21 protein-coding genes are annotated in these 24,687 nt (G+C 60.3%); 6 read left to right on the top strand and 15 right to left on the bottom strand.

The genetic code is table 11. The features are described from left to right. Positions 1–194: 194 nt before the first annotated feature. Positions 195–650, top strand: coding sequence for an Lrp/AsnC ligand binding domain-containing protein (locus ACFPOU_RS06755; protein WP_056340766.1), 456 nt, complete (start codon positions 195–197; stop codon positions 648–650). Between the two features lie 35 nt (positions 651–685). Here ACFPOU_RS06755 and ACFPOU_RS06750 read toward each other — a convergent pair whose 3' ends face one another. Beyond that, positions 686–1,642, bottom strand: a complete 957-nt coding sequence (locus ACFPOU_RS06750; RefSeq protein WP_379718539.1) for a LysR family transcriptional regulator — start codon at positions 1,640–1,642, stop codon at positions 686–688. Between the two features lie 168 nt (positions 1,643–1,810). Here ACFPOU_RS06750 and ACFPOU_RS06745 point away from each other — a divergent pair, with 168 nt between their 5' ends. After that, on the top strand, positions 1,811–1,990 hold the full coding sequence (locus ACFPOU_RS06745; protein WP_379718536.1) for a hypothetical protein: 180 nt from the start codon (positions 1,811–1,813) through the stop codon (positions 1,988–1,990). 84 nt (positions 1,991–2,074) lie between these two features. On the opposite strand, the gene ACFPOU_RS06740 is transcribed toward ACFPOU_RS06745, so the two are convergent. The 5 genes from ACFPOU_RS06740 to ACFPOU_RS06720 form a co-directional block, all read right to left on the bottom strand. Continuing rightward, positions 2,075–2,629: a DUF1003 domain-containing protein gene (locus ACFPOU_RS06740; RefSeq protein WP_379718533.1), complete on the bottom strand. Its 555-nt coding sequence runs from the start codon at positions 2,627–2,629 to the stop codon at positions 2,075–2,077. Positions 2,630–2,716: 87 nt separating this feature from the next. Beyond that, positions 2,717–2,977: a YfhL family 4Fe-4S dicluster ferredoxin gene (locus ACFPOU_RS06735; RefSeq protein WP_379718530.1), complete on the bottom strand. Its 261-nt coding sequence runs from the start codon at positions 2,975–2,977 to the stop codon at positions 2,717–2,719. A 27-nt stretch (positions 2,978–3,004) separates the two neighbouring features. Beyond that, positions 3,005–3,502, bottom strand: a complete 498-nt coding sequence (coaD, locus tag ACFPOU_RS06730) for a pantetheine-phosphate adenylyltransferase (protein WP_379718527.1) — start codon at positions 3,500–3,502, stop codon at positions 3,005–3,007. A 112-nt stretch (positions 3,503–3,614) separates the two neighbouring features. Then, positions 3,615–4,271 (bottom strand): 16S rRNA (guanine(966)-N(2))-methyltransferase RsmD, encoded by a 657-nt coding sequence (gene rsmD / locus ACFPOU_RS06725; protein WP_379718524.1) that lies wholly within the window; start codon positions 4,269–4,271, stop codon positions 3,615–3,617. A gap of 39 nt (positions 4,272–4,310) precedes the next feature. Continuing rightward, complete coding sequence (locus tag ACFPOU_RS06720; RefSeq protein WP_379718521.1) at positions 4,311–5,219, bottom strand: DUF6279 family lipoprotein; 909 nt, start codon at positions 5,217–5,219, stop codon at positions 4,311–4,313. Positions 5,220–5,246: 27 nt separating this feature from the next. Between ACFPOU_RS06720 and glmU the strand changes: the two genes are divergently transcribed. Then, entirely contained in the window at positions 5,247–6,623 is a 1,377-nt protein-coding gene (glmU, locus tag ACFPOU_RS06715) for a bifunctional UDP-N-acetylglucosamine diphosphorylase/glucosamine-1-phosphate N-acetyltransferase GlmU (RefSeq protein WP_379718517.1), read from the top strand. 240 nt (positions 6,624–6,863) lie between these two features. Here the strand turns inward: glmU and ACFPOU_RS06710 are convergent, their stop codons facing one another. Then, a complete protein-coding gene (locus tag ACFPOU_RS06710; RefSeq protein ID WP_379718514.1) occupies positions 6,864–7,337 on the bottom strand; it encodes an Lrp/AsnC family transcriptional regulator in 474 nt (157 codons plus the stop codon). Positions 7,338–7,494: 157 nt separating this feature from the next. On the opposite strand from ACFPOU_RS06710, the gene glmS reads away from it, so the two are divergent. Both glmS and ACFPOU_RS06700 read left to right on the top strand, forming a co-directional pair. Further along, entirely contained in the window at positions 7,495–9,324 is a 1,830-nt protein-coding gene (glmS, locus tag ACFPOU_RS06705; protein ID WP_379718511.1) for a glutamine--fructose-6-phosphate transaminase (isomerizing), read from the top strand. A 283-nt stretch (positions 9,325–9,607) separates the two neighbouring features. Then, complete coding sequence (locus tag ACFPOU_RS06700; protein WP_379718509.1) at positions 9,608–9,919, top strand: antibiotic biosynthesis monooxygenase family protein; 312 nt, start codon at positions 9,608–9,610, stop codon at positions 9,917–9,919. 62 nt (positions 9,920–9,981) lie between these two features. On the opposite strand, the gene ACFPOU_RS06695 is transcribed toward ACFPOU_RS06700, so the two are convergent. The 5 genes from ACFPOU_RS06695 to ACFPOU_RS06675 form a co-directional block, all read right to left on the bottom strand. Further along, positions 9,982–10,248, bottom strand: coding sequence for a PAAR domain-containing protein (locus ACFPOU_RS06695; RefSeq protein ID WP_379718506.1), 267 nt, complete (start codon positions 10,246–10,248; stop codon positions 9,982–9,984). Positions 10,249–10,298: 50 nt separating this feature from the next. Continuing rightward, positions 10,299–12,110 carry a type VI lipase adapter Tla3 domain-containing protein gene (locus ACFPOU_RS06690; RefSeq protein ID WP_379718503.1) on the bottom strand — a complete coding sequence of 604 codons (1,812 nt, stop codon included), beginning with the start codon at positions 12,108–12,110 and terminating at the stop codon, positions 10,299–10,301. Continuing rightward, positions 12,107–14,386 (bottom strand): T6SS effector phospholipase Tle3 domain-containing protein, encoded by a 2,280-nt coding sequence (locus tag ACFPOU_RS06685; protein ID WP_379718500.1) that lies wholly within the window; start codon positions 14,384–14,386, stop codon positions 12,107–12,109. Before ACFPOU_RS06685 ends, ACFPOU_RS06690 begins: the two co-directional genes overlap by 4 nt. 20 nt (positions 14,387–14,406) lie before the next feature. Beyond that, complete coding sequence (locus tag ACFPOU_RS06680; RefSeq protein WP_379718497.1) at positions 14,407–17,310, bottom strand: type VI secretion system Vgr family protein; 2,904 nt, start codon at positions 17,308–17,310, stop codon at positions 14,407–14,409. Between the two features lie 529 nt (positions 17,311–17,839). Continuing rightward, positions 17,840–19,003, bottom strand: a complete 1,164-nt coding sequence (locus ACFPOU_RS06675) for a GGDEF domain-containing protein (RefSeq protein ID WP_379718494.1) — start codon at positions 19,001–19,003, stop codon at positions 17,840–17,842. 686 nt (positions 19,004–19,689) lie between these two features. Between ACFPOU_RS06675 and ACFPOU_RS06670 the strand changes: the two genes are divergently transcribed. After that, positions 19,690–21,069 carry a PQQ-dependent sugar dehydrogenase gene (locus ACFPOU_RS06670; RefSeq protein ID WP_379718491.1) on the top strand — a complete coding sequence of 460 codons (1,380 nt, stop codon included), beginning with the start codon at positions 19,690–19,692 and terminating at the stop codon, positions 21,067–21,069. 290 nt (positions 21,070–21,359) lie between these two features. Here the strand turns inward: ACFPOU_RS06670 and ACFPOU_RS06665 are convergent, their stop codons facing one another. From ACFPOU_RS06665 to ACFPOU_RS06655, 3 genes are all read right to left on the bottom strand, one after another. Beyond that, on the bottom strand, positions 21,360–21,647 hold the full coding sequence (locus tag ACFPOU_RS06665) for a hypothetical protein (RefSeq protein ID WP_379718488.1): 288 nt from the start codon (positions 21,645–21,647) through the stop codon (positions 21,360–21,362). A gap of 97 nt (positions 21,648–21,744) precedes the next feature. After that, positions 21,745–22,089, bottom strand: a complete 345-nt coding sequence (locus ACFPOU_RS06660; protein WP_379718485.1) for a hypothetical protein — start codon at positions 22,087–22,089, stop codon at positions 21,745–21,747. 139 nt (positions 22,090–22,228) lie between these two features. Continuing rightward, on the bottom strand, positions 22,229–24,685 hold the full coding sequence (locus ACFPOU_RS06655; protein ID WP_379718482.1) for a cation-translocating P-type ATPase: 2,457 nt from the start codon (positions 24,683–24,685) through the stop codon (positions 22,229–22,231). Positions 24,686–24,687: the final 2 nt, after the last annotated feature.

The following is a 24,687-nucleotide window of genomic DNA, read 5'->3' as shown; positions in this document are numbered from 1 at the left end:
GGTGACATCGGGAAAAGCGCACGGCAAAACGCGCCGCTCTGCCAGGAGAGCTGGCGCGGGTTCCAGCCATGCTTCAATCGTTTGATTGTAGAAGGATTTCTTCTGGATTAATTCTGTTTTTACGGAGTACTAGCAATAGATAGTTTTTGGTGCGAGAATTCGACCAAATAATATTTATGTAGAAGAGAGACGGCATGCTGGACAAGATTTCAAAGAAAATTCTCGCAGAGCTACAAAACGACGGCCGCATCAGCAACGTCGAGCTCGCCACCCGGGTCAACCTGTCGCCGGCAGCCTGCCTCGAGCGCGTTCGCAAGTTGCACGAGTCCGGCTACATCATGGGCTATACCGCCCAGTTGAACCCGCAGCTACTGGATGTCTCGCTGCTGGTGTTTATCGAAGTCGTGCTCGACCGCACCACGCCGGAAGTGTTCGACGCCTTCAAACAGAGCGTGCAGCTGATTCCGGAAGTGCTGGAATGCCACATGGTGGCCGGCGGCTTCGACTATCTGGTCAAGGCGCGCGTCAAGGATATGGCGGCCTACCGCGAATTCCTGGGCAAGACGCTGCTGCAGAAAGGCGTGCGCGAAACGCATACCTATGCAGTGATGGAAGAAGTCAAGAATACGACGAAGTTGCCGATCCGCTAACGCGCCCGCCCGGTGCGCGCCCTGGCGCGTTCGTATCAGGCCGCCACGCGTTCGCCCTTGGGCGCGGTCGCCGTGGCCGCCGTCGCTTCCAGGTTATTCCGCAGCCAGCGGTGCGCCGGGCTGCGGCTGTCGCGTTCGTGCCAGAGCATGTCCAGGTGCACGGCCGGCAGCGCGAAGGGCAGTTCGCGCCAGACCAGGGACTCGGTCATCCCGGTCGACACCATCAAGTGTTTCGGCAGTACCGTGATCAAATCCGAATTCGCGACCACCCGTCCCGCCGTGAAAAACTGGTTCACGGTCAACAGGATGCGCCGTTCACGTCCGATCTGCGACAGCGCCTCGTCGACCAGGCCGTGGGCGCGGCCGGAAAAACTCACCAGCAAGTGGTTGGCCTTGCAATAGGTATCGAGATCGAGCTTCTGGTTGACCAGCGGATGGTTCTTGCGCATCACGCATACGTATTGGCCGGAATACAGGCGCTCATGGCGGATCGGGGAACCGGTTTCATACGACAGTTGGGCTGCGACGCCGGGAAAGAAGCCGACCGCGAGGTCGATATCCCCGCGCAGCAGCATCGGGCGCGGTTCGCGCGTGGTCAGCGGCACCATGCGGATGTTCACCCCCGGCGCTTCGCTTTCGATCGAGCGCATCAGCGAGGGCAGCCAGTAGGCGGCGGTGGCGTCGGCCATCGCCATGCGGAAAGTCGCTTGCGCCTTCGAGACATCGAAGGTTTCCGGCATCACGGCCGCTTCCAGCGATTGCAGCGCTGCACGCACGGCCGGCCACAAGGCTTCGGCGCGCGGTGTCGGCTTCACGCCATAGGCGGTGCGGATCAAGAGTTCGTCGCCCAGGCTTTCACGCAGTCGCTTGATCGCATTCGACACTGCCGGCTGGGTCATCGCCAGATGGCCGGCAGCGCGCGTCAGGTTTTGTTCGGTCATGACTGCGTCGAACACGCGCAGCAAATTCAGGTCGAGTGTCAAGAAGCTCATGGAAGTATCTCGTCAGCAATATAGGGACAACTATTGGTCTGCATCAAAGTGTACCTCATTTCATTCACAATCAATATAAGGGCCATCAGGAATCGGAATTAGATTTATATGTTGCAATGCACTATAGTCAATGAAATCAATATATTGTGATCAAAGATTAGGTAATTCATGGCATTCGCTAACGTTCTTTCCTTGTTTTTCCTGCTGCCGCTGGCCGAACTCCTGCGCGGCGCGCTGGTGCTGGCGCTGCTGGCGGGCGTCCTGGTGTTTTTCCGTCCCCTGCTTTCCGGCCTGGTGCGCGCCTTCCTGCTGATCGTGCGCCCACGCCTGGCCCGTTCCCGCCCCTGATCCGCTTGGCGTCCATGAAAAAACGCGGCGTCCGGTCACCCGGCGCCGCGTTTTTTCATGGACGCCAGCCTGTGGCGCGCGCCTTCAATCCAGGTGAGACTTGTCGTGTTCGTGATCGCGTTCGATCGCTTCGAGCACGGTGCTGGTGTCGGCCGAGTGGGACAATTCGTCGGCTTCGGCATCGACCCGGTCGGGCAAGTGGGGCGAATCGCGCCGGATATCCTCGAGCATGGCGATGATCTTGCTGGTCTTTTCTTCCGCCAGCAAGCTGATTTGCAGGTCGAGGTGGGCATTTTGTTCAGCCAGCTTCGACATGCGGTTCTGGCGGATCAGCACGGTAGTGGAAATGATGAAGGCATTCAGGCTGACAAATCCTTGCAGCCAAAAGAAAGGCGGTTCATCGAACTGGGTCAATCCGAATTCGGGCGCGGCCAGGTTCAGGACGATCCAGAGGACGATGAAGACGACATTGGCCGCGACATAAGCGGGGCTGCCGAGAATGACGCTCAGCTTCTCGATGAGCGCCTGGGCACGCGTCATGTTTTCTTCATGGCGCGCGTAGTAGTCGGCGATCGTGCTGAGGTTTTCGTTGACCGAACTTGGCAGCCTCGTTCTCAGTTCGTCGTCGTGTTTGCCCATGGCGCCAGCATAGCATGGCGCCCCGCTGGACCGGCATACGCCTGGCGCCGCCCAGCCGGTGTGCGGAGACGCGCCGGGCGGCGTGGCTCAGGCGGCGCTCTTACCGGCCGTCAATCGCTCGTACTTGGCCAGCAGTTCCTCGCGCGTTTCGCGCCAGGCCGGATTGAACGGGATGCAGGCGACCGGGCACAGGGCCTGGCACTGCGGTTCGTCGAAGTGGCCGACGCATTCCGTGCATTTATGCGGATCGATCTCGTAGATCTCCTCGCCCATGGAAATAGCGTCGTTCGGGCACTCGGGCTCGCACACGTCGCAATTGATGCATTCGTCGGTAATCAGTAAGGCCATGGCGCAGCTTTTATTCCATCGATACCGTCAGGCTTGCGGTGCGGCCATGGATGCAATCTTGTTTTGCAGCCAGCGGTCCACCGACGGGAACACGAATTTCGAGACGTCGCCGCCGAGCATCGCGATTTCGCGCACGATGGTGCCCGAAATAAATTGATACTGGTCGGACGGGGTCAGGAACAGGGTTTCGACGTCCGGCAGCAAATAGCGGTTCATGCCGGCCATCTGGAACTCGTACTCGAAGTCGGACACGGCGCGCAGGCCGCGCACGATCACGCGCGCATCGTGCTTGCGCACGAAATCCTTCAACAGGCCGGAAAAGCTCTCCACCTGCACGTTCGGGTAATGGCCCAGCACCTCGTTGGCGATCTCCAGGCGCTCCTCGAGCGAGAAGAATGGCTTCTTGTTCTTGCTGTCGGCAACACCGACGACGAGCATGTCGAACAGACCGGATGCACGGCGGACCAGATCCTCATGGCCGCGGGTGAGCGGATCGAAGGTACCTGGATAAACGGCTACTACCATTGCTGCTCCCTGAAAGAAACCCCTGTGTTGGAACGCGCATTATGCCTGAAATTCCGGCAGTTGCCCCAGCCTGGCCCCCTCGTTGCCCGGAAATTGGGCAAATTTGAAGGAATTAAGCCTTGTTTTCGTGCAAGTTATCGTTCAGCTTGAGCAAATGATAGTAAACCATGCCGGCCTTATCGGCGCGAACTTGTTCCCAAGGAAAAAGCCAGTCCGGCGTCTGCTCGCCCTGCGGCAATCCGAATTCGGCTTCGACATATACCATGCCGTCTTGTTTCAACAGCGGCACGCACAGCGGCAATGCCTTGGCAATGAAGTCTTGCTGGTAAGGCGGATCGAGGAAGATGACATCGTAGCGCTGGGCGCGCGTTGCCATATCGGCGGCGACGCTGAAGGCATCGCCGCGCAGGATGGTGACATTGTCCGCTTTCAGCAATGCCTTGTTTTCTTGCAGCTGGCGCGCTACCGGGCCATTGAAATCGAGCATGGTGACCGAGCGCGCGCCGCGGCTGGCCGCCTCGAAGCCGAGGGCGCCGCTGCCGGCGAAGAGGTCGAGGCAATCGATGCCTGCCCAGTCGCCGCCGACCTGGTGCCGCAGCCAGTTAAAGACGGTTTCGCGCACGCGGTCGGGCGTGGGGCGCAGGCCGAGCGCGTCGACCACCGGCAGCAAGCGCCGTTTCCATTCGCCGCCGATGATGCGCACCTGCTGCGGCGCGAGGCGCGGACGGCCGTGCTGCGCCTGGGGTGGTTTAATGGGCTTTCTTGGCATGGCGCGCACTATATCAGAGCCTGTCCTTTCCTTATTTCTTCATTTCGCTTCTTTTGCCAGCACATTGAAATCGTCGATCCAGCCCTGCATGCGTTTATGCGCATGGGCTTTCTGGGCCGGCGTGGCGATCTTGATCGCGGCCAGGATATAGGCGGTGGTGGCGTCGATATAACTGTCATAAAAACCCTTGCGGTCGGGCGCGTCCATGCGGCCGAAGAATTCGCGCAGCAGCGCGCTGATCATGGCGCCGGTTTGTTCCTTGCTCGGCTTTTCTTGCTCAATCTTGCGTGCCAGGGCCAGGATTTTGCGCTGGCGATAGATGCGTTCTTCGAGCCAGATATTGCCGTCGAGCGGGCGCGCGTCCGAGGCGCGGCGCAATGCCTTCTCCTGGTCGTCGCTGAATTTGCCGAACCAGAGCTTGAATTGTTCCATCGATTTATCGTAACGCGCTTCCTGGCGTTTTTCGGCGCTGGCGACGACGAACTTGCGGCGGTATTCGGCGTTCTTCTTCTCGAACCGTTCTTCCATTTGTTCGATCTGCTCCGGCGTGAGCGAACGCGCCAGATCGACCATGTCGGGCACGGCTTTCATGGCCAGCACTTCGGTGCGGCGGCGCAGCTCGCGGTAACCGGCCAGTAGATCGGCCTGGGTCGGATTGCCGGCCAGCTGGCGCTGGAAAGTGGCGAGCAGGCTCGCGTAATCGTTCAGCTGGGTATTGCGGTGCCACTGGAACAACGCGTCGATGTCGCGTTTGACCCACGCGGATTGCTCGCCTTCGAAATCGACATAGGCGTCCAGCCACCAGTACAGTAAGGTATCGCCATGGTTGTAGCTCAACCGGATCGAGCTGCAGGCAGCCGTCAGGGCCAGCAGCGCGATCAGGAACAGTGCACGCGTGCGCTGCAGGAGGGAACCGTGCGAGGTGTCATGCATGCTAAACTTTTTCATCTTATTAACTCTAATTGAATTCGGCCTATGAACGTTGTCATCCTTGCCGCCGGCATGGGAAAGCGCATGCAGTCCGCGCTGCCTAAAGTGTTGCATCCGCTGGCTGGGAAGCCGCTCTTGCAGCATGTGATCGATACGGCTCGCTTGCTGCGGCCGAGCAAATTATGCGTGATTTACGGACACGGGGGCGCAGCGGTGCCGTCGATGGTGGCGCAGTTGGCGCGCGCGGGTGAAGCCCCGATCGACACCGCCCTGCAGCAGCCGCAGCTGGGCACCGGCCACGCCGTGATGCAAGCGGTGCCGCAACTGGACGAGGCCGTGCCCACCCTGGTGCTGTACGGCGACGTGCCGCTGACGACGGCTGACTCGTTGCGCCGCCTGGTCGAGGCCGCCGCTAGCGACAAGCTCGGCATCCTGACCGTCGAACAGGCCGATCCATTCGGCCTGGGCCGCATCGTGCGCGAAGGCGGCCGCATCGTGCGCATCGTCGAAGAAAAAGACGCCAACGACATCGAGCGGGCAATTTGCGAAATCAACAGCGGCATCCTGGTGGTGCCGACCCGCCACCTGAAACGCTGGCTGGCCGCGCTGTCGAACAACAATGCACAGGGCGAATACTATCTGACCGACATCGTGGCGCAAGCCGTGGCCGATGGCGTGGAGGTGGTGTCCGCTTCCCCGCGCGGCGAATGGGAAGTGGCGGGCGTCAACAGCAAGGTGCAATTGGCCGAGCTCGAGCGTCGCCATCAGCTGAACATTGCCAATGCCTTGCTGGAACAAGGCGTGACCCTGATGGATCCTAGCCGCATCGACGTGCGCGGCGAACTCGTTTGCGGACGCGACGTGACGATCGACGTCGGCTGCGTATTCGAAGGACGCGTGGAACTGGCCGACGGCGTGACGGTCGGCCCGCATTGCGTGCTGGTGAATGCGACCATTGGCGCCGGCGCCAGCATCAAGCCGTTCTGCCATATCGAGCAGGCCAAGGTGGGCCCGGCATCGCAGATCGGCCCGTACGCGCGCCTGCGCCCGGGCACGGACCTGGGCGAGGATGTCCACATCGGCAATTTCGTGGAAATCAAGAATAGCCAGGTCGCCGCGCACAGCAAGGCCAATCACCTGGCCTATGTGGGTGACGCCACGGTCGGGGCGCGCGTCAACATCGGCGCCGGCACCATCACCTGCAATTACGATGGCGCCAACAAGTTCCGCACGGTGATCGAGGATGATGCCTTCATCGGCAGCGACAGCCAGCTGGTGGCGCCGGTGACCGTCGGCAAGGGCGCCACGCTCGGCGCCGGCACCACGCTGACGAAAGACGCGCCGGCCGGCAAGCTGACCATTTCCCGTCCCAAGCAAATGACCATCGACGGCTGGAGCCGTCCTGTGAAAAAGCCGAAGTAATCGACCGCTTAAAAGGCGGAGGACTTGTCCGGAAATAAGTGAATATTGGCAAACGGAACCGGATGCGGCGCAAGCACGCAGCAACGCGCCGGTTCGGGCAGCCAACAACACCAGTTTTTTTGGAAGAGTACCTGGTTCACCGCACAAACCACAGGGCTCTCCACCGCCTCATCCCACTGGATAGCCGACCGACTTGCACACAGTCATCCACAACATTATCCACAGGCATTGGCCATGTCGTCAGACGGCAATGCGCGTATCGAATTTGCTGCGGAAGGTAGAAAAATAGGCCTTCACGTTGCGCACGTTGGCATGCGTGGCGAACAGGCGGTGCGCCAGCGCGTGATAGGCCGGCATGTCGACCAGCTGGATGATCAAGACGAAATCCGGCCCCGGCGCGACCCGGTAGCACTGCATGACCGCGTCCTCGCCGGCTGCCAGCTGCTCGAATTGGTCGAGCCGCTCGGCCGCTTGCACGTCGAGCGTGATCTCGACGATGGCCGTCAGGCGCGCCCCGACCTTGTCGGGATCGACGAGCGCGACTTGCCGTGCGATAACACCATTCTCGGTCAGCTGCTTGACGCGGCGCAGACAAGTCGGTGGCGAGACATGAACTTGCTCGGCCAGCTCTGCATTCGTCTGCGATGCGTCAGCCTGCAAGAAATTCAGGATGCGACGATCAAGGTCATCGAGTGTCACAGGATCATTTATCATAAAATTTTTATAAAATATCTAGTTATAAATGAAATAATATTTCATTCATGGTGTCCAATGAAATTTTATAACAAAAATAGCCGCGCTCTGAAAGCATATTTCATGCGTATTGCCGTAGCATACGCTTTATTGCTAATTTTTTATAATGAGGTTTTTCATGTGCGGTATTGTCGGCGCAGTTGCTCAACGTAATATCACTCCTATCCTGATCGAGGGTTTGAAGCGCCTCGAATACCGCGGCTACGATTCCTGCGGCGTGGCCCTGCACGTCGAAGGCCGTCTGGCCCGCTCGCGCAGCACGTCGCGCGTGGCCGACCTGGAAACCCAAATTGCCGGTACCGGCCTGCAAGGTTTTACGGGCATCGCCCATACCCGCTGGGCCACCCACGGTGCCCCGGCCTCGCACAACGCGCACCCGCACTTTTCGCCAGCCGAAGAAAACGCGCGCATCGCGCTGGTGCACAACGGCATCATCGAAAACCACGATGAATTGCGCACCGAACTGACCGGCCTCGGTTATGTCTTCACGAGCCAGACCGACACCGAAGTGATCGCCCACCTGGTCGAGCACATGTATAACGGCGATCTGTTCGACACGGTCCAACAAGCCGTAAAGCGCCTGCATGGCGCCTATGCGATCGCCGTATTCTCGCGCGAAGAACCGCACCGCGTCGTCGCCGCGCGCCAGGGCTCGCCCCTGATCCTGGGCGTGGGCGAAGGCGAAAACTTCGTCGCCTCCGACGCCATGGCGCTGGCCGGCACCACGAACCAGATCATCTATCTGGAAGAAGGCGACGTCGTCGACCTGCAGCTGTCGCGCTACTGGATCGTCGACGCTGACGGCCGTCCGGTCGAGCGCGAAGTAAAAACCGTGCACGCCCACACCGGCGCGGCCGAGCTCGGCCCATACCGCCATTACATGCAGAAGGAAATCTTCGAACAGCCGCGCGTCATCGGCGACACCCTCGAGGGCGTCACCGGCATCATGCCCGAACTGTTCGGAGAAAATGCCCGCGCCGTGTTCAAGGACATCGACCGCGTGCTGATCCTGGCCTGCGGCACCAGCTACTATGCCGGTCTCACCGCCAAGTACTGGATCGAATGCATCGCCAAGCTGCCGGTCAACGTTGAAATCGCCAGCGAATACCGTTATCGCGACAGCGTGCCGCACCCGAACACCCTGGTCGTGACGATCACCCAGTCGGGCGAGACCGCCGACACCCTGGCCGCGCTGAAGCACGCCCGCAGCCTGGGCATGCCGCACACGCTAACCATCTGCAACGTCTCGACCAGCGCCATGGTCCGTGAATGCGAACTGGCCTACATCACCCGCGCCGGCATCGAAGTCGGCGTCGCCTCGACCAAGGCGTTTACGACCCAGCTGGCCGCCCTGTTCCTGCTGACCCTGACCCTGGCGCAAGTCAACGGCCGCCTGAGCGCCGATCAAGAAGCCGCGCACCTGAAGCAGATGCGTCACCTGCCGCTCGCCATTTCCGCCGTCCTGGCGCTTGAGCCGCAAGTGATCGCCTGGGCCGAGGAATTCGCGCGCAAGGAAAACGCCCTGTTCCTGGGCCGCGGCATGCATTACCCGATCGCGCTGGAAGGCGCCTTGAAGCTCAAGGAAATCTCGTACATCCACGCCGAAGCCTATCCGGCAGGCGAACTGAAGCACGGCCCGCTGGCGCTGGTCACCGAAGAAATGCCGGTCGTCACCATCGCCCCGAACGATGCATTGCTGGAAAAACTGAAATCGAACATGCAGGAAGTGCGCGCCCGTGGCGGCCAGCTATACGTGTTCGCCGACGTCGACTCGAGGATCACGTCGGGCGAAGGCTTGCACGTGATCCGTCTGCCGGAACACTATGGCGACCTGTCGCCGATCCTGCACGTGGTAGCGCTGCAACTGCTGGCCTATCACACGGCACTGGCACGGGGCACCGACGTCGACAAGCCGCGTAACTTGGCGAAGTCGGTGACGGTGGAGTAAAAGGCGCAGGATGGCCGGTTGTTAGTTTGTGGCGAACTAATATAGTTCGCCACAAACTAAAAAAGTTAGCCACAACGGCAGCGACCCGTAGAGCATTTATTCCGCTACTTGTCCTGAGAGCAACGTCGCCGTGCACTGAGTCATTCCGAACGTCCCCTATCAGTTCCGGCTGTGTACAAACGCGCAGCCGGCACATTTAACCGAGCTGCTCTACTAGTACAGCCGGCGCTTTAGCGGGCGGTATTGTTCATGCTTGCCACATTTCTTTAGCTCGAAAGATGTCATGCACGCGATTTTCTTTAAATGGAAAGTGAGCGCGGGACGTGAACGAGAGTTCGAGCGCGCCTGGTTCGAGCTTACGGAACTCATACGCGATGAGCGGGGTGGGCTAGGTTCGCGCTTGCATCGGTGCGCCGACAACCACTACTTCGCATATGCACAATGGCCGTCTGAAGCTTCTTGGGCTGCGCAACGGGAGCCGAATCCACAAATTGTTGATTTACGGGACCGGATGCGCGAGCTCGCCGTGATCGTGGACGGTCCACTACACGGGGACGTCGTTGCCGACCTCCTAGTAACGCAAGCAGCAATGTAATTTCATAGGCGTGAGAGACCGCGATGAAGCGCATCCGCCGCTCGTGACAGTCTGGCTCTATCTCATGTCGTACGAAAGTTTGGAAAACTCGACTTCAGCTTGGCTCCGCAGCTGGTTACGTCATCCTCGAAAGCGATCGAAATACCGTTAATTCGATGACGCGAAGAACCGCTGGTGATCGTGCAGCCGGTGTGGCCGGAGATGGGGCAGGTGCAAGGATCGCCGACGCAGGCAACTGGAATACCACCCACCTTGAAGTGGGTAGCGCGGGTACTGATCACCTTGCCGCCGTGGGATGTGGTATCACCTAAACGAATGACCTTGCGCATTTTTGCCCTATCCTCCACTGGTTTAAACATTACTGCTTTGACGCGCTCTTTTACTCGACGCCCATTGCCTCTCCGGTTTGCAGGACTGCCCCGACTGTCGGCGGCTTGTAGTTTTCCGGGTCGATCGCCGGCTGTACCTGGTGCTTGAACAGGTCGCGGCCCTTCTGCGCCTCGCGCCGCTGTTGCGAGGGAGGGCTGATGAAGACGATGCTGGCTCCGGAAGGATCGCGCAGGTTAACGGCGGCCGAGCTGCCACCCTCGTAGTAGCTCCCCATCACGCCGACCGCCATCTGCACGAAGAAGGTGCTGGCCCCGGTGTTGCCGAAGCGATGGTCGGTGTTGATGAACTGCGCCGTCTTGCTGGTGTCGATCTCGGGGCCTCCTTGCGCCGCATAGCTGTGCAGGGTGCCTTCGAACGCGAGCTGCTGCTCGACCTGCTCGCCGAAGGCGCCGATGATGCGGGCCGGGCCTTTCGCGCGCTCGGCAGCCGGCAAGGTTTGGAGGGCCTGTTGCCAGCCTGCTTCCAGGATCTTCTGGCGCGCCTCGCGGCGCTTGACCGGCTGGCCGTGCTCGTCCTCGAATTTGACGAAGACTGGACGGTGGATGAAGCCCAGCGAAGGCAAGTTGTCGAATGCCTCCATTTGATTGCGGTTCCATGGCACCGGGAACCACGGCGTCGGTTTCCAATCCTTTGGCGGGTCGTTCAGCCAGCGGCGGAAAGCCGCCAGGGAGATGTCTGCTTTGTCCTTGTCGAATACCGGGCGCTTGGCGAATGCCGCTGCGGCTGTCAGCCATTCGGCGACAGTTGGATTACGGCCGCCATGGAATTTTTCCGGGTTCGCCAACTTTTCGGGCGTTGGCACCGATTCTTTGAGGCCGTAGTACATCATCCGCAAGTTCTCTTGCAAATAGTCGTTGTTCGGATCGTCCCACACGTACGGGCGCAGTGGCTCGACGCGTTCGCGCCGCGCTAGCACGAAAACGGCGGTGGAGTCGGGCATCTCAGGAATGTAGTAACCGTCTTCGATGAGCGGAGCGGAACCAGGCGCAAGGGAGGCGTCACGGGTTGCACTACTGTCGTCTGCCAGAAGGACAACGTAGGGCAAGTCCGGGTGAGCATCAAAAAATTCGAACACCTGTTCCAGTAAGCGGTCAGGGCGCTCGCCGAGCTGCCATGGCCCGGTCACGAACAAATGCCAGGCCATTCCCGTACCCTCTGCGCTGGCGGCCAGACCCGACATAGGAGATATCTCACTTGGTTGGTATGCCGGATGATGTATTGGGCTACCTGCATAAAAGGTAGGTACTCCCCAGAACATTAGAGACAGATCTGCGCCGTTCTCCAGCGCATCGCAGGCGCGGCTTCCACTCACCCCAATTTTGTCATTCTTTGCCCACTCATACTTCTTCGGATCGGGCTCACGGATGCTGGTGAATGGCGTCCCCTTTTGCAGGGCTTCCCACAGCTTGCCTTGCCGGTATTTCTCGACCGTGACGCCCAGGCCGATTACTTCCAGCACGTATTCCCGGCGCGCTTGCTCAGTGCTCGCTGCGGTCTCCTGCGCCTTGAGCTGCTGTGTTTTCTGTTGCCACTCGCGTTCCCGCGCGTCCGCCTTGAAGGACCCAAACAGCCAGCTGCCGCCGAACAGGAGCGCAACGGCCGCCAGCGGCACCCCGAACCAACGTATCTTGTCCATCGTGGTCTCCACGTTAACATTCACCAGTTCCGGGTTGAGAACTCGGAAATCGAAAATTAGCCACAGCATGAGCAAGAGCGGGTAGGCGACAACCGCGCCGGCAAGATATCGCCACGTCGTAGGCCGCTTTACTGCCGCCTCGTCAAGCAAGGCCGGGGCGCTCATGCTTTCTCCTTCGGCGTCGTCCGCGAGATCCGCGTTCCCGTCGTTTCCGACACCACGATATCTAGGAGCTTGCCTGTCAACAGCGGCAGGCAGGCGGGCAAAGTGCCGTCGGTGTAGTACTTCATGTTGCCTTCGATGAGTTCACGTCGCCATTGCGGTTCGCACTCGAGGTAGATACCAAACTGCTTGACGAACTTATCCCAAGTAAGTATTCCTGAACGCGGTTTATCGTTGATGTTTTCCGGCTTTTTCAACCGCCAGTCCGCGACCGCGCACAGGTAAGCGTAGAAATTCGGATCCGTACTCGCCTTTCCCCTGCCGATGGCCACGTCGTAGGCGGTAACCTGACTATGATTTTTGCGGCTATCGAAAATGGCGCTGTGGAAGGACTTGGCACTGACCTCATGCTGCCAGCGCCGCCGCGCAGCGTCCCGGCTTTCCCGCACCATCGCAACCACCTTGCCATCTGGGTAGCGCATCGCGCGCACGATGGTGAACTTGTTTTCTTCGGTGGTACCGTTTGGATTCTTCTCGGCGTTGTACGCCACCTCGATGCGGTCCAAGTCATGTTTGGGAATGGGTACCTGGACGCCCGGGTCACTGACTCTACCCGTCGGGTCGGGCCGTACTTCAGGATTGATGCGCAATCCGTTTTCGATCGAGATCGCGATCGCCGCCGTGATCGGGTCCACTTCCTCGCACGGCCCGCGGTCGGCCGCTGCCAACCTTGAGTGGGTCGAGCTTGCTGGAATCCCATTGGCGTCGATTTGATTGCCCCGCATGTCCGCCAGACAGGGCTTGATCAATGGTTCGCCATTGATCCTGCGGATTCCGTAGCGCTGATCCTCCGGCTTGTCGCCCTGCTGAATCGGCCACTTGGCGACTTGGAGCGATGCGCGCAACCCGCGCCCGCTTTCTGCGACGTGCGCGTGATCGTCCTCACCTTTGATACACAAGGCGAAATCGTGGGGTGGCTGGCCAATCAATACCGGCACCACTTTGCGCGTCCGTAGGTCGAACCGCTGCTTTGACGTGAACACGCGTTGGCGGAAGCTGTCTCCGAGTTCCTTGAGAGGCATGCGCGTGACCGTGGAAGGCACCCACTCCATTCGCGTCACGAAATCGTAGTCGCTCCCGCGTCCGATCCTTTTTTTCACTTGCTTGTATTTCGCTTCGGTGCCCTGAATGTAGTCAGGCACCCCTTGCCATCCAATGCCCTTCATATTTTCAAGCGCGACCGTCATGTCTTCCGGGCTGAAGTAGAGGTACACCTTGCCCCGGTTATCACGGTCCCCATCCGGTTTCCAGCGGCCCTCGACCATGCCGCCGCATTCTGCCTCGTTAATTTTTGTAAAGGCCGGGGTAGTTGCCTTGGCTTTGGCTACGCCTTGTACGATGTTAACGAGCGTCTGCAACCTGCCATGCAGGCTCTGTAACCCGGCAATACGGTCGTAATGACCTTTCATTGGTGCGTCTTCTCCACCGAAAAAGAAATTGGCTATATCGACCTTCCAGTTCAAATCCTCTTCTAGGCTATACGGTGGATGGGTCAGGATCAGGGTGTCGGCCGTGCGCTCGCCACGCTCCATCAGGAACGCCTGCGCGAGCAAACTCAGCAAGCCGCCCTGGCTATGGGCGACGATCGTAACCGTCTCGTCTGGTTCGTAGTCGCGGATCATTGCGATCAGCGCCGCCAGGCGCCGCGCGGCGAGCACCATGTACATGCGGCCGGGACCATTCTTGAGCGGCCGTAATGGGTCACTCATGAGGTCCAGCGGCGCGCCTACACCGCGGTTCCACATGTCGGGGAGAGTGCTGGTGGCATTGGCGAACGGGCCCCCGCCCTTGGACATGTCCTTGTCGAGACGAGTACCGAAACGGTCTGTCTTCTGGCCATTGACAGTTCTTGTTTGTTTTCCGAGCTCGCGAAAGCCCCAATAGAAGGGAATGACAGGGCTGTCCGTGTCGCTAGTCACCTTACGCTTGAAGTAGGTCGCATCCGGGTCCTCGACCACCTTGTCCTTGTCGGTCGGCAGCGAGTACTTCGCCGGCTTGAAGCAGCGAGACAGCCGTTGTTCCAGCCCGGCGCACAGGCCTTCCTCCACTTCACTAAAGTTGGTGCCGACATCGTTCACACCATGGACGATGATGACGTTACAAGGCTTGTCGCGGGGGTGCTCGATGACCCTGTCGGACACACGCTTATTTCGCAACACCGTGCAGGTGTGGTTCGCCAGATATTCAGACTTCGGATATTTTCTGCTCGAATCTGCCATGAGTTCACCTTCCGATAGGGCTATTGGTCGCCGCCGCGCATCAAGCTGATTTCGGCCATATGCATGGCGTCGCGCTCGATCAGTTCGGATTTGCCATCTGCACCGCTGCGCACCTGCATGTCGCTGCCGTCACTGAGCCCGATTTTCATCTTGGCGTCCTTGACGGCGCCGCCCAGCGGCCGATCGCCATTCTCGAGCGGCGTGCCCCGCGCGTAGTGCACCGCCAGCTTCTGGTCGGCGCCGCCCTCGCCGAACTTCGGGAACTGGGCCGTCATGCTCTCGGGCTCGTCGTACAGGAAGTCTGGTGCGTGGAACTTGAGCGGTTGTTTGCTGCCCAGTACTGGAGGCCCGTCGCCCAGTTTCAGGAACGAGCCGTCCTCCGCCACCAGCAAGATGATTTTGCCGGACACCGTGACCGTGCCTTCGGTGGCGGTCACGTTCAGGTTCTTGGCCGAGTTGATGTCGGTGTCGTCATGCTGGCTCTGGAGCAGCAGTTTGCCGAAGTGGGCAATACCAATGAGGCCACCATGCTGGGCGAACAAGGCAATGCCCTTGCCGGCGTTCAGGCTGAAGCGCTGGCCGGCGGTCATCTGCAGATGCTGCTGCGCCACGGTATCGATGTTCCGGGCCGAATAGCTGACAATGGCCTGGCTGCTGGCAAAGCCTATCCCCGCCGGGGATGTGATGCCGATGACCGGCTCACCCGGCTCGGTTGCCTTGGGTGCGGTGTTGCTGCCGTCTTCCCACTTCTTGAAGCGGGCCAGCAGTTCGTCCTGCTCCTTGGTGTCGATCGGCATGCCGTTGTGTTCGGCCGCGAAGTTGCCGAGCGCGGCGCACAGTTCACCGCACTCGCGCAACAGGCCCAGATAATCCTCGCGCGCGAGCTGGCTACCTTTCGAGTTCGCGCCCCCCAGCAGCTTCCACGTGCTCAGCAGGATGCCTCTGGCAGCGTGCAATGCGATCGCCTCGTCGCTGCGCAACTCCGCGCCTTCGCCGCGCGGAGCGGCACTGCCGTCCTGGCGCAGCTCGGTCAGGTAGCCGAGGTTGAGCTCCGTGGTGGCATGATCGCTCGCCAGCTGCGCGCTGATCTGGCCAGTCGTGTCGTCCAGACGTAGCTGGTTGCCGCGCCTGCCGCGTATTTCGCGCGAACGGATGCCCGACTGGTACTTGGTGTTCGGCAGCCCACCCTCCTGGCGGAATGCGGGCGGCGGGCCACTGCCGTTGTACAGCTGGCCAATGATGATTGGCTTGTCCGGGTCTCCGCCGGCCCAGCCGACCAATACCTCGGTACCGACCGGAGGCAGCAGGCGCGTGCCGCACTGCCCGGCGGTACCTGGGCCGTTGCCGGCCCAGGTGGAAGCCACGCGCACCCAGGCCGAGTCGGCGTCCGAGTCGGAGCTGCCGGCACCGTTGGCGTGTGCGTGGTCTTGCGCGCGCGTCGCCGGAAAGCGGATCTTGACGCGCCCCATGTCGTCGCACCAGACCTGCTCGTTCGCGGGGCCGACCACGATCGCCGTCTGCAGCGCCGGCCGCGGCAAGGTCGCGCGGGGCGGGGCGATACGAATGCCGCGCCGCACGCAGGTGAAACGCGTGTTGTAGCGGATCGGCTCATCGTCGCCATTGGCAAAGATTGCGTAGTCGCCCTGGCTCCAGCCGTTGCGGTTGAACAGCCGCTCGACACGGGCGCTAACCTCGACCGGCAAATTGTTCTGTGCCGCGATGTGCTGCGCAGTGATGACGAACTCGCGTTCCTTCGCGGGGTGGGTGTCGATTTCAGGGTGGCCGTCAAGGCTGAACCATTCACCTACCGCCAGGTCGCGCACGCCGCCTTCACCGTGAAAGCTCTTGGCTTCATATTCGTAGTGCGCGATCTGCGCATAGCCCAGATCGGCGAGGTCGCCTGCAGTGTCGCCGACGTGCGGCGCTGCGACGTAGTAGTCGTCGAGGCTGGCGGCCAATGCATTACCTCGCTCGCCCTGGTCGGTCTGCGATTCGGTGCGTGTTTCCATGAACACGCCGCCGGATAAATTCTTGTAGTCCCAGGTGTGTAGAGAAGCGCTGCCCGGCTGCAGCGTGCGCACGGCGCTCCAGCCAGTGATGGCGTCGCGCTGCTCCGTGGCGGCGTCCCGATGAAAGCGCACACTGCCGGCCGCGTTCTGCTCCAGGTGATTGGCGTCATCGAACAGGAACAGCGTATGCCCGATTGGCTCTTGCCGCGGGCGGCGCCGGGAAGGATCGCTTGGCAAGCCGGCACGGAAGAGCCAGGCGATACCGCGACGCTGCAACAGGCGCCGTATGAAAGCGGCGTCCGACTCGTTGTATTGCATGATGAATTCACGCTGCGCGAGCTTGCTGCCGAGCCCTATGTCGACCTGCAGCTCGAACGTCGCACGCAGCACAGAATTGCGCTCGTGCCATTCGGCCACCAACGTCGCGATGACGTCCAGTTCACTCTGATTCCGAAACACCCGGGTGTTGGTCCGGCCTTCCATGACCGACAGCGCATCGCGCATCATCAGCTGGTAGGTCGCAAGCGCGCCGTCGCTCTGGCCCGATGCCGCTTCGGTGACGATCCCGCAGATGCGACGTACATGCCCCCGGTCGGTGATCACGCGCAGTTCGGCAGCTACCCCGATGAAGTCCTTCAGGGCGAGCGCCGCGTTATCGGCCACGCAAAGAACGCGGTATTCGAAGCCGCCGCAGACGGCTTCCTTACCGATCATCCTCTGCGGTAGCAATACATCATCGTGCGCTCCGCCTGCGCGGGCAAGCGCTAGTCCTAAAGGGCGATCTCGCGTACCGAGCCTCGATACGGCAAGCCGAAGTTCCTGCATGGTGCGGGTGTCTGCCATCGCGTTCGTGGGGCGTGATCGAAAAAGCAGATTATTGACGTACGTTAAGCAGAGCGTGATGCGTTTGCGCAAGAGCTATCGGTTGCTTTTCTCTGTACTGCCGCGTGGCCAGGGCTGCAGCGTTCTCCGTCCTGCCCGCTATCCAGCGTCATGAAAGCAAGGTCTATCGTAGACGGTACATTGGAACTACAGTCCGGATGTACGGGTGCAATCTTCACCGTCTGCTCGTCAATGAATCTGTGCTTGGCACACCAGGGACGTCCATGTACGGCTGATTGTGTTGAAAACTCTCAGGCAAGAACAGTCTTGACGAAGTGACTGTGCAGGAAAGATGCGTCGAGTAGCTGGTGCTGGGTTCGCTCAGCTGGTCGCTGGTTCGATTCCCCGTTGCGGCGAAAGCAGTTTTTTCGCCATTCGCCGAAGTTATGGGCTGGCGCCGTCAGCAGAAACTCATCATGAGCACCACTGGCCCTAGGCAAGCGCAATTGGCCAAGCTTTAGGATACGTTTTGAGTCGTTTGCAGCCGGTCGTAGCTGCTCAAGGATAGGCCCGCATCCTTCGAAGCTGTCTTTCACTGGCGCGCAGCCGCCTCGGGCCAGGTTCAGGCTCTGTTGATGGCTTCCCATCCCGTCACGTGAACCCGGTTGCGGCCACTGCGTTTGGCGGCATACATCAGTTGATCGGCCCGCGCGATCAGGGCTTTACTGGTAATGCCGGGCAGGCCAGGCGAAAGGCGCACGCTGACCACGCCAAAGCTTGCCGTGGCGCCAATCCGGACCTGGTCGTGCAGGCTGCCAGATTCGGCAAGGCGTGCGCGCATGCTTTCGGCGAGTGCATGGCCATCGGCCAGATCGGTGTCAGGCAGGATCAGCAGGAATTCTTCGCCGCCGTAGCGCACCACCGTATCAATACCTTCACGGGTCATCGACAGCAGCAGACGGGCGAAATCATGCAGGAGCGTGTCCCCGGCTTGATGACCATGGGTATCGTTGATGGCTTTAAAACTGTCCAGGTCGCACATAATAATAGTGAGCGAGGTACCGCGGCTCCGGGCGCGGTCGATTTCACGTTCGAGCAGGCCGGCGTTCAAGTGACGCCGGTTGAAGGCGCCAGTGAGGGAGTCGCGGACTGACTGGTTGATCAGATGTTGCTGGGCCCAGTATTGCCGTCGCGACGAATGGGCGTCGCGCCGCGCGGCAGCGGCGCCGAATAGATTCGCGAGCAGCAGGAGCATCGCCATGGTCCACAGGTGGCGTGGGCTAACCATACCCTGGGCGTAGACGAGCGCCAGGAAGGCGGCGCTCGCGCTGAGTGCAACCAAGGTTGCATTGACCAGGCGGTTTGGAATGAACAGGTAGACGATGATCAGCATGATGGCCATCGACATGCCGTGAAGTAGCAGTTCGCCTCGCCAATAGGCTACTAGCAAGAACGAGAGCATCGCGAGGCTGGTGAATACGGTCGCTGCGCGATAGGCGGTGTTTCCTGGATTCGCGCTGCAGCGGGTTAGCACGATGCCGCTCACGGCGACCGCGGCGATTGCCAGGCGCACGATGAACAATGCCAATGTCTGGCTGCCATAGCCAAGATGGGCCATGTCGGCAAGCGCAAATATCAAATAAGCGATCCCACAAAATGAGAGCGAGCGTGTCAGTTCCTGCTGGATCACGCTGCCCTGATCGCGAAGGAAAGCCGATTCCAAGCTGGTGGAGATGAATTCACCGCGCCAGCGCAAGATGGCGCCGGCAGACTGCGGCTTGGACATGGAGGAGGCATGGAACGGGAAAGTGTCCGACTGTAGCGGCTTATCGAATTACTGTAAAGAATTATGTAATGGTCAACGCAATAGTTGTGGTAATGGCCTCCTGGCACCGATCAGCGGCGCTGCAAGCAGGGCTTGCAGCGTCAACATGCGGGCGTACGGCCTGATCGCCGCCAGCAATCCCTGGATGCCAAGTACGGGTGCTCGACCGTCGAGCGCCGAACTTGCATGGGCTCCGGCGTTGCTCAAGGCGATTCACTCCGTACTACTTCTTCCGGCGCTGAAAGGTCTGCTCAGAAATGCCGAGTTAGCGTAAGCATCAGTATCAGCCAGGTTGGTCGGGTGGGGGATAACGCGCACTGGGTGGGGGAAAACACCCAGTATCGGTCCCAGTGCCTGTACAGGCTTGAGAGATGAAGCCGGAAGCCCCGTACGACCACGAACCCTTATTTGGCATATGAATTGCTTGTGGGGTGGGAACTGCTTGCCAAGCCGGCGCAGTCTTTTCCTGGGGGTACGAAGGCGGGGATTTTCCATACTTGGACTGAAATCTATTCTTGTCGCGCGTAGCTCGCCAGTAAAATTTCTTGCATTCTAATGAAAATTTTGTCGTTACTTTTGTTTTTCTAATTTTGCTATGCAAATGAAAGTTCTATATCGGAGCAAAAATAGTTTGAGGGAGAACCGCCATGAACGCTGCACCTCGTCTTAGGAAAACACTTGTTGCGAGCATTGCTTACGCTGCTATTTCGCTGGTTCCAATTAATCAGGTTCATGCTGGGAAGGGTATCGACGTCGGGCTCAATACGATTGCATCGGGATTAGCGGCGCCGGTTGCAGGAGTCGCGGCGCCCGGCGACCTGGGCAATCTCTACGTTGTTGACCAGATCGGGAAAGTGTATAAGGTCGACACGGCCACCGGTGATAAAACTGTATTTCTTGATGTGATGGGTTTATTGACACCATTAGGAATTCCAGTCCTGGGGGGGTATGACGAACGCGGTCTTCTCGGGTTGGCCTTCCATCCAGACTTTGCTACTAATCACCTCTTCTATACCTTCACCACCGAACCCCCCAGCGAGCAAGCAGACTTTCCCAGCAAACCGGTAGACCATGACAACGTTATTCGAGAGTGGAATGCCATGCGCCCTGAGGTATCGCGAGTCGTGCTAAGGGTCGCGAACCCGCAGTTCAATCACACGGGGGGCACGATCGCTTTCGGACCGGACAGGATGCTATATATATCTTTGGGGGATGGGGGAGGCGAAGACGATCAGGATTGCCAAATCGGCGTGGACGGCACTGTCACCCAGGGTCATGGTTCTGATGGAATTGGCCAAGACCCGAACAGTATTCTGGCATCCATCTTGCGCATCGACCCAAATCCTGACAGTCAGGGTGCCCTATCTGCCAATATGCAATATCGAATCCCGTCGGATAACCCGGGCGTCATCACGTTTGCATCCGGAAGAGCCAGCGTCATTCCTGAAGTGTGGGCAAAGGGGCTGCGTAACCCGTTCCGGTTTTCTTTCGATTTCCCCACAGCACAGCTGATTGCCGGCGACGTCGGCCAGGATGATATTGAAGAAATCGACCTGATCAAGAAAGGCGGAAACTACGGCTGGCGCGTAAAAGAGGGTAGCTTCCTGTTTGATCCGAGGGGATGCGAAATCAAGGGATTTCAAACAGATGGGCGTGCATTCCGGGAAAGTCCCCGGTTTCCTGCTTTCGCAATCGATCCAATCGCCCAGTATCGTCACAACCAGGGCATTGCTGTCATCGCCGGGTTTGTCTACCGCGGCGATGCCATTCCAGCGCTCAGAGGCAAATATGTGTTTGGCGACTATTCGAAGAACAGCAACAAGCCGCGGGGAGTCTTATTCCATCTGGCCGCACCGGTTTCCGACAACCGCAATAAAATCGAGGAATTGGGCGATACCCTTGATATCTTCGTGCTGGGCTTTGGACAAGATTCAGCTGGCGAAATATACGTTCTCGGAAACCTCACTGGGATACCCGCAGGCAGTAGTGGGGTAGTCAAGAAGATCGTTCGTCGTTCCAAGGATTAGACATCATGGAGTATGCTGGAACCAGGCGTCCTCTCTTGTCCAGCAAAGCGTTATGGACTTGCCGAGTTTGATGCAACCCTTCGCGCGAATTCGCCCTCCTCTCCCTGACTGTTCGATTCGAACTGCGGTGAACAGTCGGGGAGAGCAATAGATGAGGGAGCAAGCGGCGAAAGGCGCCAACTGGATGCCTGCATGCCGCTCATGATGGATAAATAGCCGGCTAAAACTGGTGGCGCCACCCAAGGCAATTCAACGACCCACTGCAAGCCGGACATCTCCATCCCGCGTCGCTACGCCAGGACGTCCGTGATGACATATAAGATTAGCGCTAAGATCATGAGCCAACAGGCCCATTCCGCAGCGATTGCCCATCGCGGCTGCGTCGTGTGGGCCTGGCGCTCCAGGCGCCCCTTGGCGAACATGGCCCAGCCATGGGCTGCAATGCCGATGATGAGCGCCGCCAGGAAGTAAGGCTGCAACCACCGGGAAAACAGCAGCGCGATGCCTGCTCCAAGAACGCCGGCGCCCAGACTTCCCAGCAATTCAAGCTGCTTGAGCCTCTTTGCGTCGCGGTCCATACGCCTTCCTCCGTCTGCGCGATCATGGCGGCGGTTCAGCGCTCGCAGAAGCGCTGCCCAGCGCTTGTATGGTTCACCTCATCCTTCACCTCATCGGTCACTTCATCTGCATGATGAGCTGATGCTGCCCCTGCATCTGATCGAGCATCTGCTGCATGAGCTTCTGATGCTCGGCCATCCATGCTTCATGTTCTTGCGGGCTGAGGCCGGGCTTCGGCTTCATCGTTGCCATCTGTGCCATCATCTCCTGCATCATCTTCATATGTTCGGTCATGAGCGCCTTGCGTTTTTCGCCCCTGGCGGCCTCGGCCTGCTGGAGCTTCAGCTTTGCCGCCATCGCACGTTGAATCATCTGTCGTTGCGCCTCATCCTGTCCGGCCGTTGCCGAAAAAGTGGCGCTTGCCATGGCGATCATTGCTGCAATGAGCATGTTCGATTTCATTTCAACCTCCCGATAAAGACATGAATGGAGCCGTGTTGGTCGCTTACACGGCGAAACGATTGAGAGTACCTAACGAAACCTCCATGGCTGCGTTGCAGCTTCTCGCCGTACCGCCTGCACTATGCTGAAGGTCGGAAAATTAATGTCCTCGTATCCACTTGCGCGCAAACAGCTTCCATGCCTCGATCACGGTGAGCGGAATGAGGCCGATGACGATCGTGAGCATGCAATCGCTCAGGGACAGCGGCGTAAGCTGCATCAACTCGCGCATGACCGGCACATGGTGGATGCCGATTTGTACGACCGCCGACAGCATGACGATCGCAAACAGGCGCCAGTTGCTCAGGATGCCGACTTCCCAGAAGGTCTTGTCGCTGCGGCGTGCGCCAAAAGCACGGAACAACTCGCCGAAGACGAGCGTTGTAAACGCCAGGTTGCGTGCCTCGTCGAGTCCCCTTGCCTGCAGGGCCCAGGCAAATACGGTCAAGGTCACCAGCGCCTGGAGTGCGCCGGTGGCCAGCACGACGCTCCATTCGCGCCGCCCGAGCATGGGTAGCGCCGGGTCGCGCGGGGGCCGGCCGTTGACGTCTTCGTCGGTCGGATCGGTCACGAGCGCCAATGCGGGCAGGCTGTCCGTGACCAGGTTAATCCAGAGGATATGCAGCGGGAGCAAGGGAATCGGCAGCGCAAGCACTGCCGCAAACAGCATCACCGCCAGTTCGCCGGCATTGCCTGCCAGCAGATAGATCACGGTCTTCCGGATATTGTCGAATATGCCGCGCCCTTCGCGCACAGCGCCGACGATGCTGGCGAAATTGTCGTCCGTGAGGATGATGTCGGCGGCTTCGCGCGTCACTTCGGTGCCGGTGATGCCCATGGCGATGCCGATATGGGCTTCGCGCAGCGCCGGTGCATCATTCACGCCGTCCCCCGTCATGGCGACCACGGCCCCCTGGGCTTTCCAGTCCCTGACAATGCGCAGCTTATCCCCGGGCGTCGCGCGCGCGTGGATGCGCCCTTGCACCGCTTCGTCCGGGGCCAGGATACCCAATTCCCGGGCAATCGCCTCGGCGGTGACCGGATGGTCTCCGGTGATCATGACGGTGGTCACGCCGGCGCGGCGGGCTTCGGCGATGGCCGCAATGGCTTCGGGACGCGGCGGGTCGGCCAATCCGACGAGGCCCAGCAGAGTCAGGCCTTCTTCCGTTTCGCCCTCGCCGGTCGCGATGGCGAGCACCCGCAGGCCGCGCCGCGCCATGTCGTCGGCGGCCTCGCTCACGCCCTCCGGCGCCGAGCGGCTCCGGGCCAGCACCATTTCGAGTGCGCCCTTGACATATAAAACGCCGTTGGCGCGCCGGATCGCCATGCTCTTGCGCACGGAATCGAAAGGGATCACAAAGCGCCTGGGGAAGTCACGCTCGAGGTCTTCTGCGCGGATGCCCCGCTCCCATGCTGCCACCAGGATCGCCAGTTCGGTGGTATCGCCCACCCCTGCCTTGCCCTGGCTGTCGAGTTGGGCTTCGCAGCATGCCGCGGCGGCGAACAGCAGGGCATGCTCGTCGGCGCCCCACAGTGCGCGGACGATCATGTTGCCCATCGTCAGCGTCCCGGTCTTGTCGGTACAGACGACGGTCGCGCAACCGATCGTCTCGATGGCATCGAGGCGCCGTACCAGCACCCGCTGGGCAGCCATGCGCTGGACACCCAGGGCCAGCGCGATCGTCACCACCGCGGGCAAGCCCTCGGGCACGGCGGCCACCGCCAGCGTGACCGCCAGAATGAGCACATTCATCCAGGACATGCCTTGGATGAAGCCAAGAAGGGCCACCAGCAGGACCACGGCGAGGCACAGCAGGATCAGCGTGCGGCTGATGCGGGCCAGCTGTGCCTGCAGCGGTGTCACGCTGTCTTCGACCGTGGCCAGCAGATGCGCGATCTTGCCCAATTCGGTCCGGGCGCCGGTCGCGGTAACGCACGCGACACCGCTGCCGTTGGCGATCGCGGTTCCCATGAACAGCGCGTTGTGCCGCTCGGCCAAGGGCGCTCCGGGGGCGTCGGCAAGCGCAGCCTTTTCGGTCGGCATGCTCTCGCCAGTCAAGGTCGCCTCGTTCACCAGCAAGGCATAGCACGCGAGTATCCGGGCATCCGCCGCCACGATGTCGCCCGCCTCGACCAAAAGAATATCTCCGGGCACGACCTCGGCCGCCGCGATCAGCCGTGCCTGCCCATCGCGCCGCACCCGGGCGCGCGGCGCCGTCAGCGACCGCAGTGCCGCCATCGCCCGTTCGGCGCGGTACTCCTGGAAGAAACCCACCAGGCCGTTGACGACCAGGATGACGCCGATGGCGACGGCGTCCGCCCATTCGTCCAGGGCGGCCGAGACGACACAGGCAATCAGCAGCAGGCCGACCAGGGGGCTCAGGTATTGTCCCAGCAGGATTTTCCAGGCAGGACGCCTGGCCTGCTTGGCCAACTCGTTGCGTCCCGCCTGCGCCAGCAGTGCCGCCGCCGCCTCCTGCGACAAGCCTCGCTCGGCAGCGGGCTGCGCGTTCCCGGCGGGAGCCGGTTCGGCCAGGTGCGTGCTCGGGTGGGTCATGG

Source organism: Massilia jejuensis, assembly GCF_042656795.1.
Classification (GTDB): Bacteria; Pseudomonadota; Gammaproteobacteria; order Burkholderiales; family Burkholderiaceae_D; genus Telluria; species Telluria jejuensis.
Note: the sequence above shows the minus strand (reverse complement) of the source record. Positions and strands in the feature narration are given on the sequence as shown.

Coding starts and splice junctions, on each gene's coding strand:
- glmU (WP_379718517.1), top strand. CDS start 5,247: ATGAACGTTGTCATCCTTGCCGCCGGCATGGGAAAGCGCATGCAGTCC.
- ACFPOU_RS06710 (WP_379718514.1), bottom strand. CDS start 7,337: ATGATAAATGATCCTGTGACACTCGATGACCTTGATCGTCGCATCCTG.
- ACFPOU_RS06655 (WP_379718482.1), bottom strand. CDS start 24,685: ATGACCCACCCGAGCACGCACCTGGCCGAACCGGCTCCCGCCGGGAAC.
- ACFPOU_RS06720 (WP_379718521.1), bottom strand. CDS start 5,219: ATGAAAAAGTTTAGCATGCATGACACCTCGCACGGTTCCCTCCTGCAG.
- ACFPOU_RS06735 (WP_379718530.1), bottom strand. CDS start 2,977: ATGGCCTTACTGATTACCGACGAATGCATCAATTGCGACGTGTGCGAG.
- ACFPOU_RS06745 (WP_379718536.1), top strand. CDS start 1,811: ATGGCATTCGCTAACGTTCTTTCCTTGTTTTTCCTGCTGCCGCTGGCC.
- ACFPOU_RS06700 (WP_379718509.1), top strand. CDS start 9,608: ATGCACGCGATTTTCTTTAAATGGAAAGTGAGCGCGGGACGTGAACGA.
- ACFPOU_RS06665 (WP_379718488.1), bottom strand. CDS start 21,647: ATGGACCGCGACGCAAAGAGGCTCAAGCAGCTTGAATTGCTGGGAAGT.
- ACFPOU_RS06690 (WP_379718503.1), bottom strand. CDS start 12,110: ATGAGCGCCCCGGCCTTGCTTGACGAGGCGGCAGTAAAGCGGCCTACG.
- coaD (WP_379718527.1), bottom strand. CDS start 3,502: ATGGTAGTAGCCGTTTATCCAGGTACCTTCGATCCGCTCACCCGCGGC.
- ACFPOU_RS06755 (WP_056340766.1), top strand. CDS start 195: ATGCTGGACAAGATTTCAAAGAAAATTCTCGCAGAGCTACAAAACGAC.
- rsmD (WP_379718524.1), bottom strand. CDS start 4,271: ATGCCAAGAAAGCCCATTAAACCACCCCAGGCGCAGCACGGCCGTCCG.
- glmS (WP_379718511.1), top strand. CDS start 7,495: ATGTGCGGTATTGTCGGCGCAGTTGCTCAACGTAATATCACTCCTATC.
- ACFPOU_RS06660 (WP_379718485.1), bottom strand. CDS start 22,089: ATGAAATCGAACATGCTCATTGCAGCAATGATCGCCATGGCAAGCGCC.
- ACFPOU_RS06750 (WP_379718539.1), bottom strand. CDS start 1,642: ATGAGCTTCTTGACACTCGACCTGAATTTGCTGCGCGTGTTCGACGCA.
- ACFPOU_RS06685 (WP_379718500.1), bottom strand. CDS start 14,386: ATGGCAGATTCGAGCAGAAAATATCCGAAGTCTGAATATCTGGCGAAC.
- ACFPOU_RS06670 (WP_379718491.1), top strand. CDS start 19,690: ATGAACGCTGCACCTCGTCTTAGGAAAACACTTGTTGCGAGCATTGCT.
- ACFPOU_RS06675 (WP_379718494.1), bottom strand. CDS start 19,003: ATGTCCAAGCCGCAGTCTGCCGGCGCCATCTTGCGCTGGCGCGGTGAA.
- ACFPOU_RS06695 (WP_379718506.1), bottom strand. CDS start 10,248: ATGCGCAAGGTCATTCGTTTAGGTGATACCACATCCCACGGCGGCAAG.
- ACFPOU_RS06740 (WP_379718533.1), bottom strand. CDS start 2,629: ATGGGCAAACACGACGACGAACTGAGAACGAGGCTGCCAAGTTCGGTC.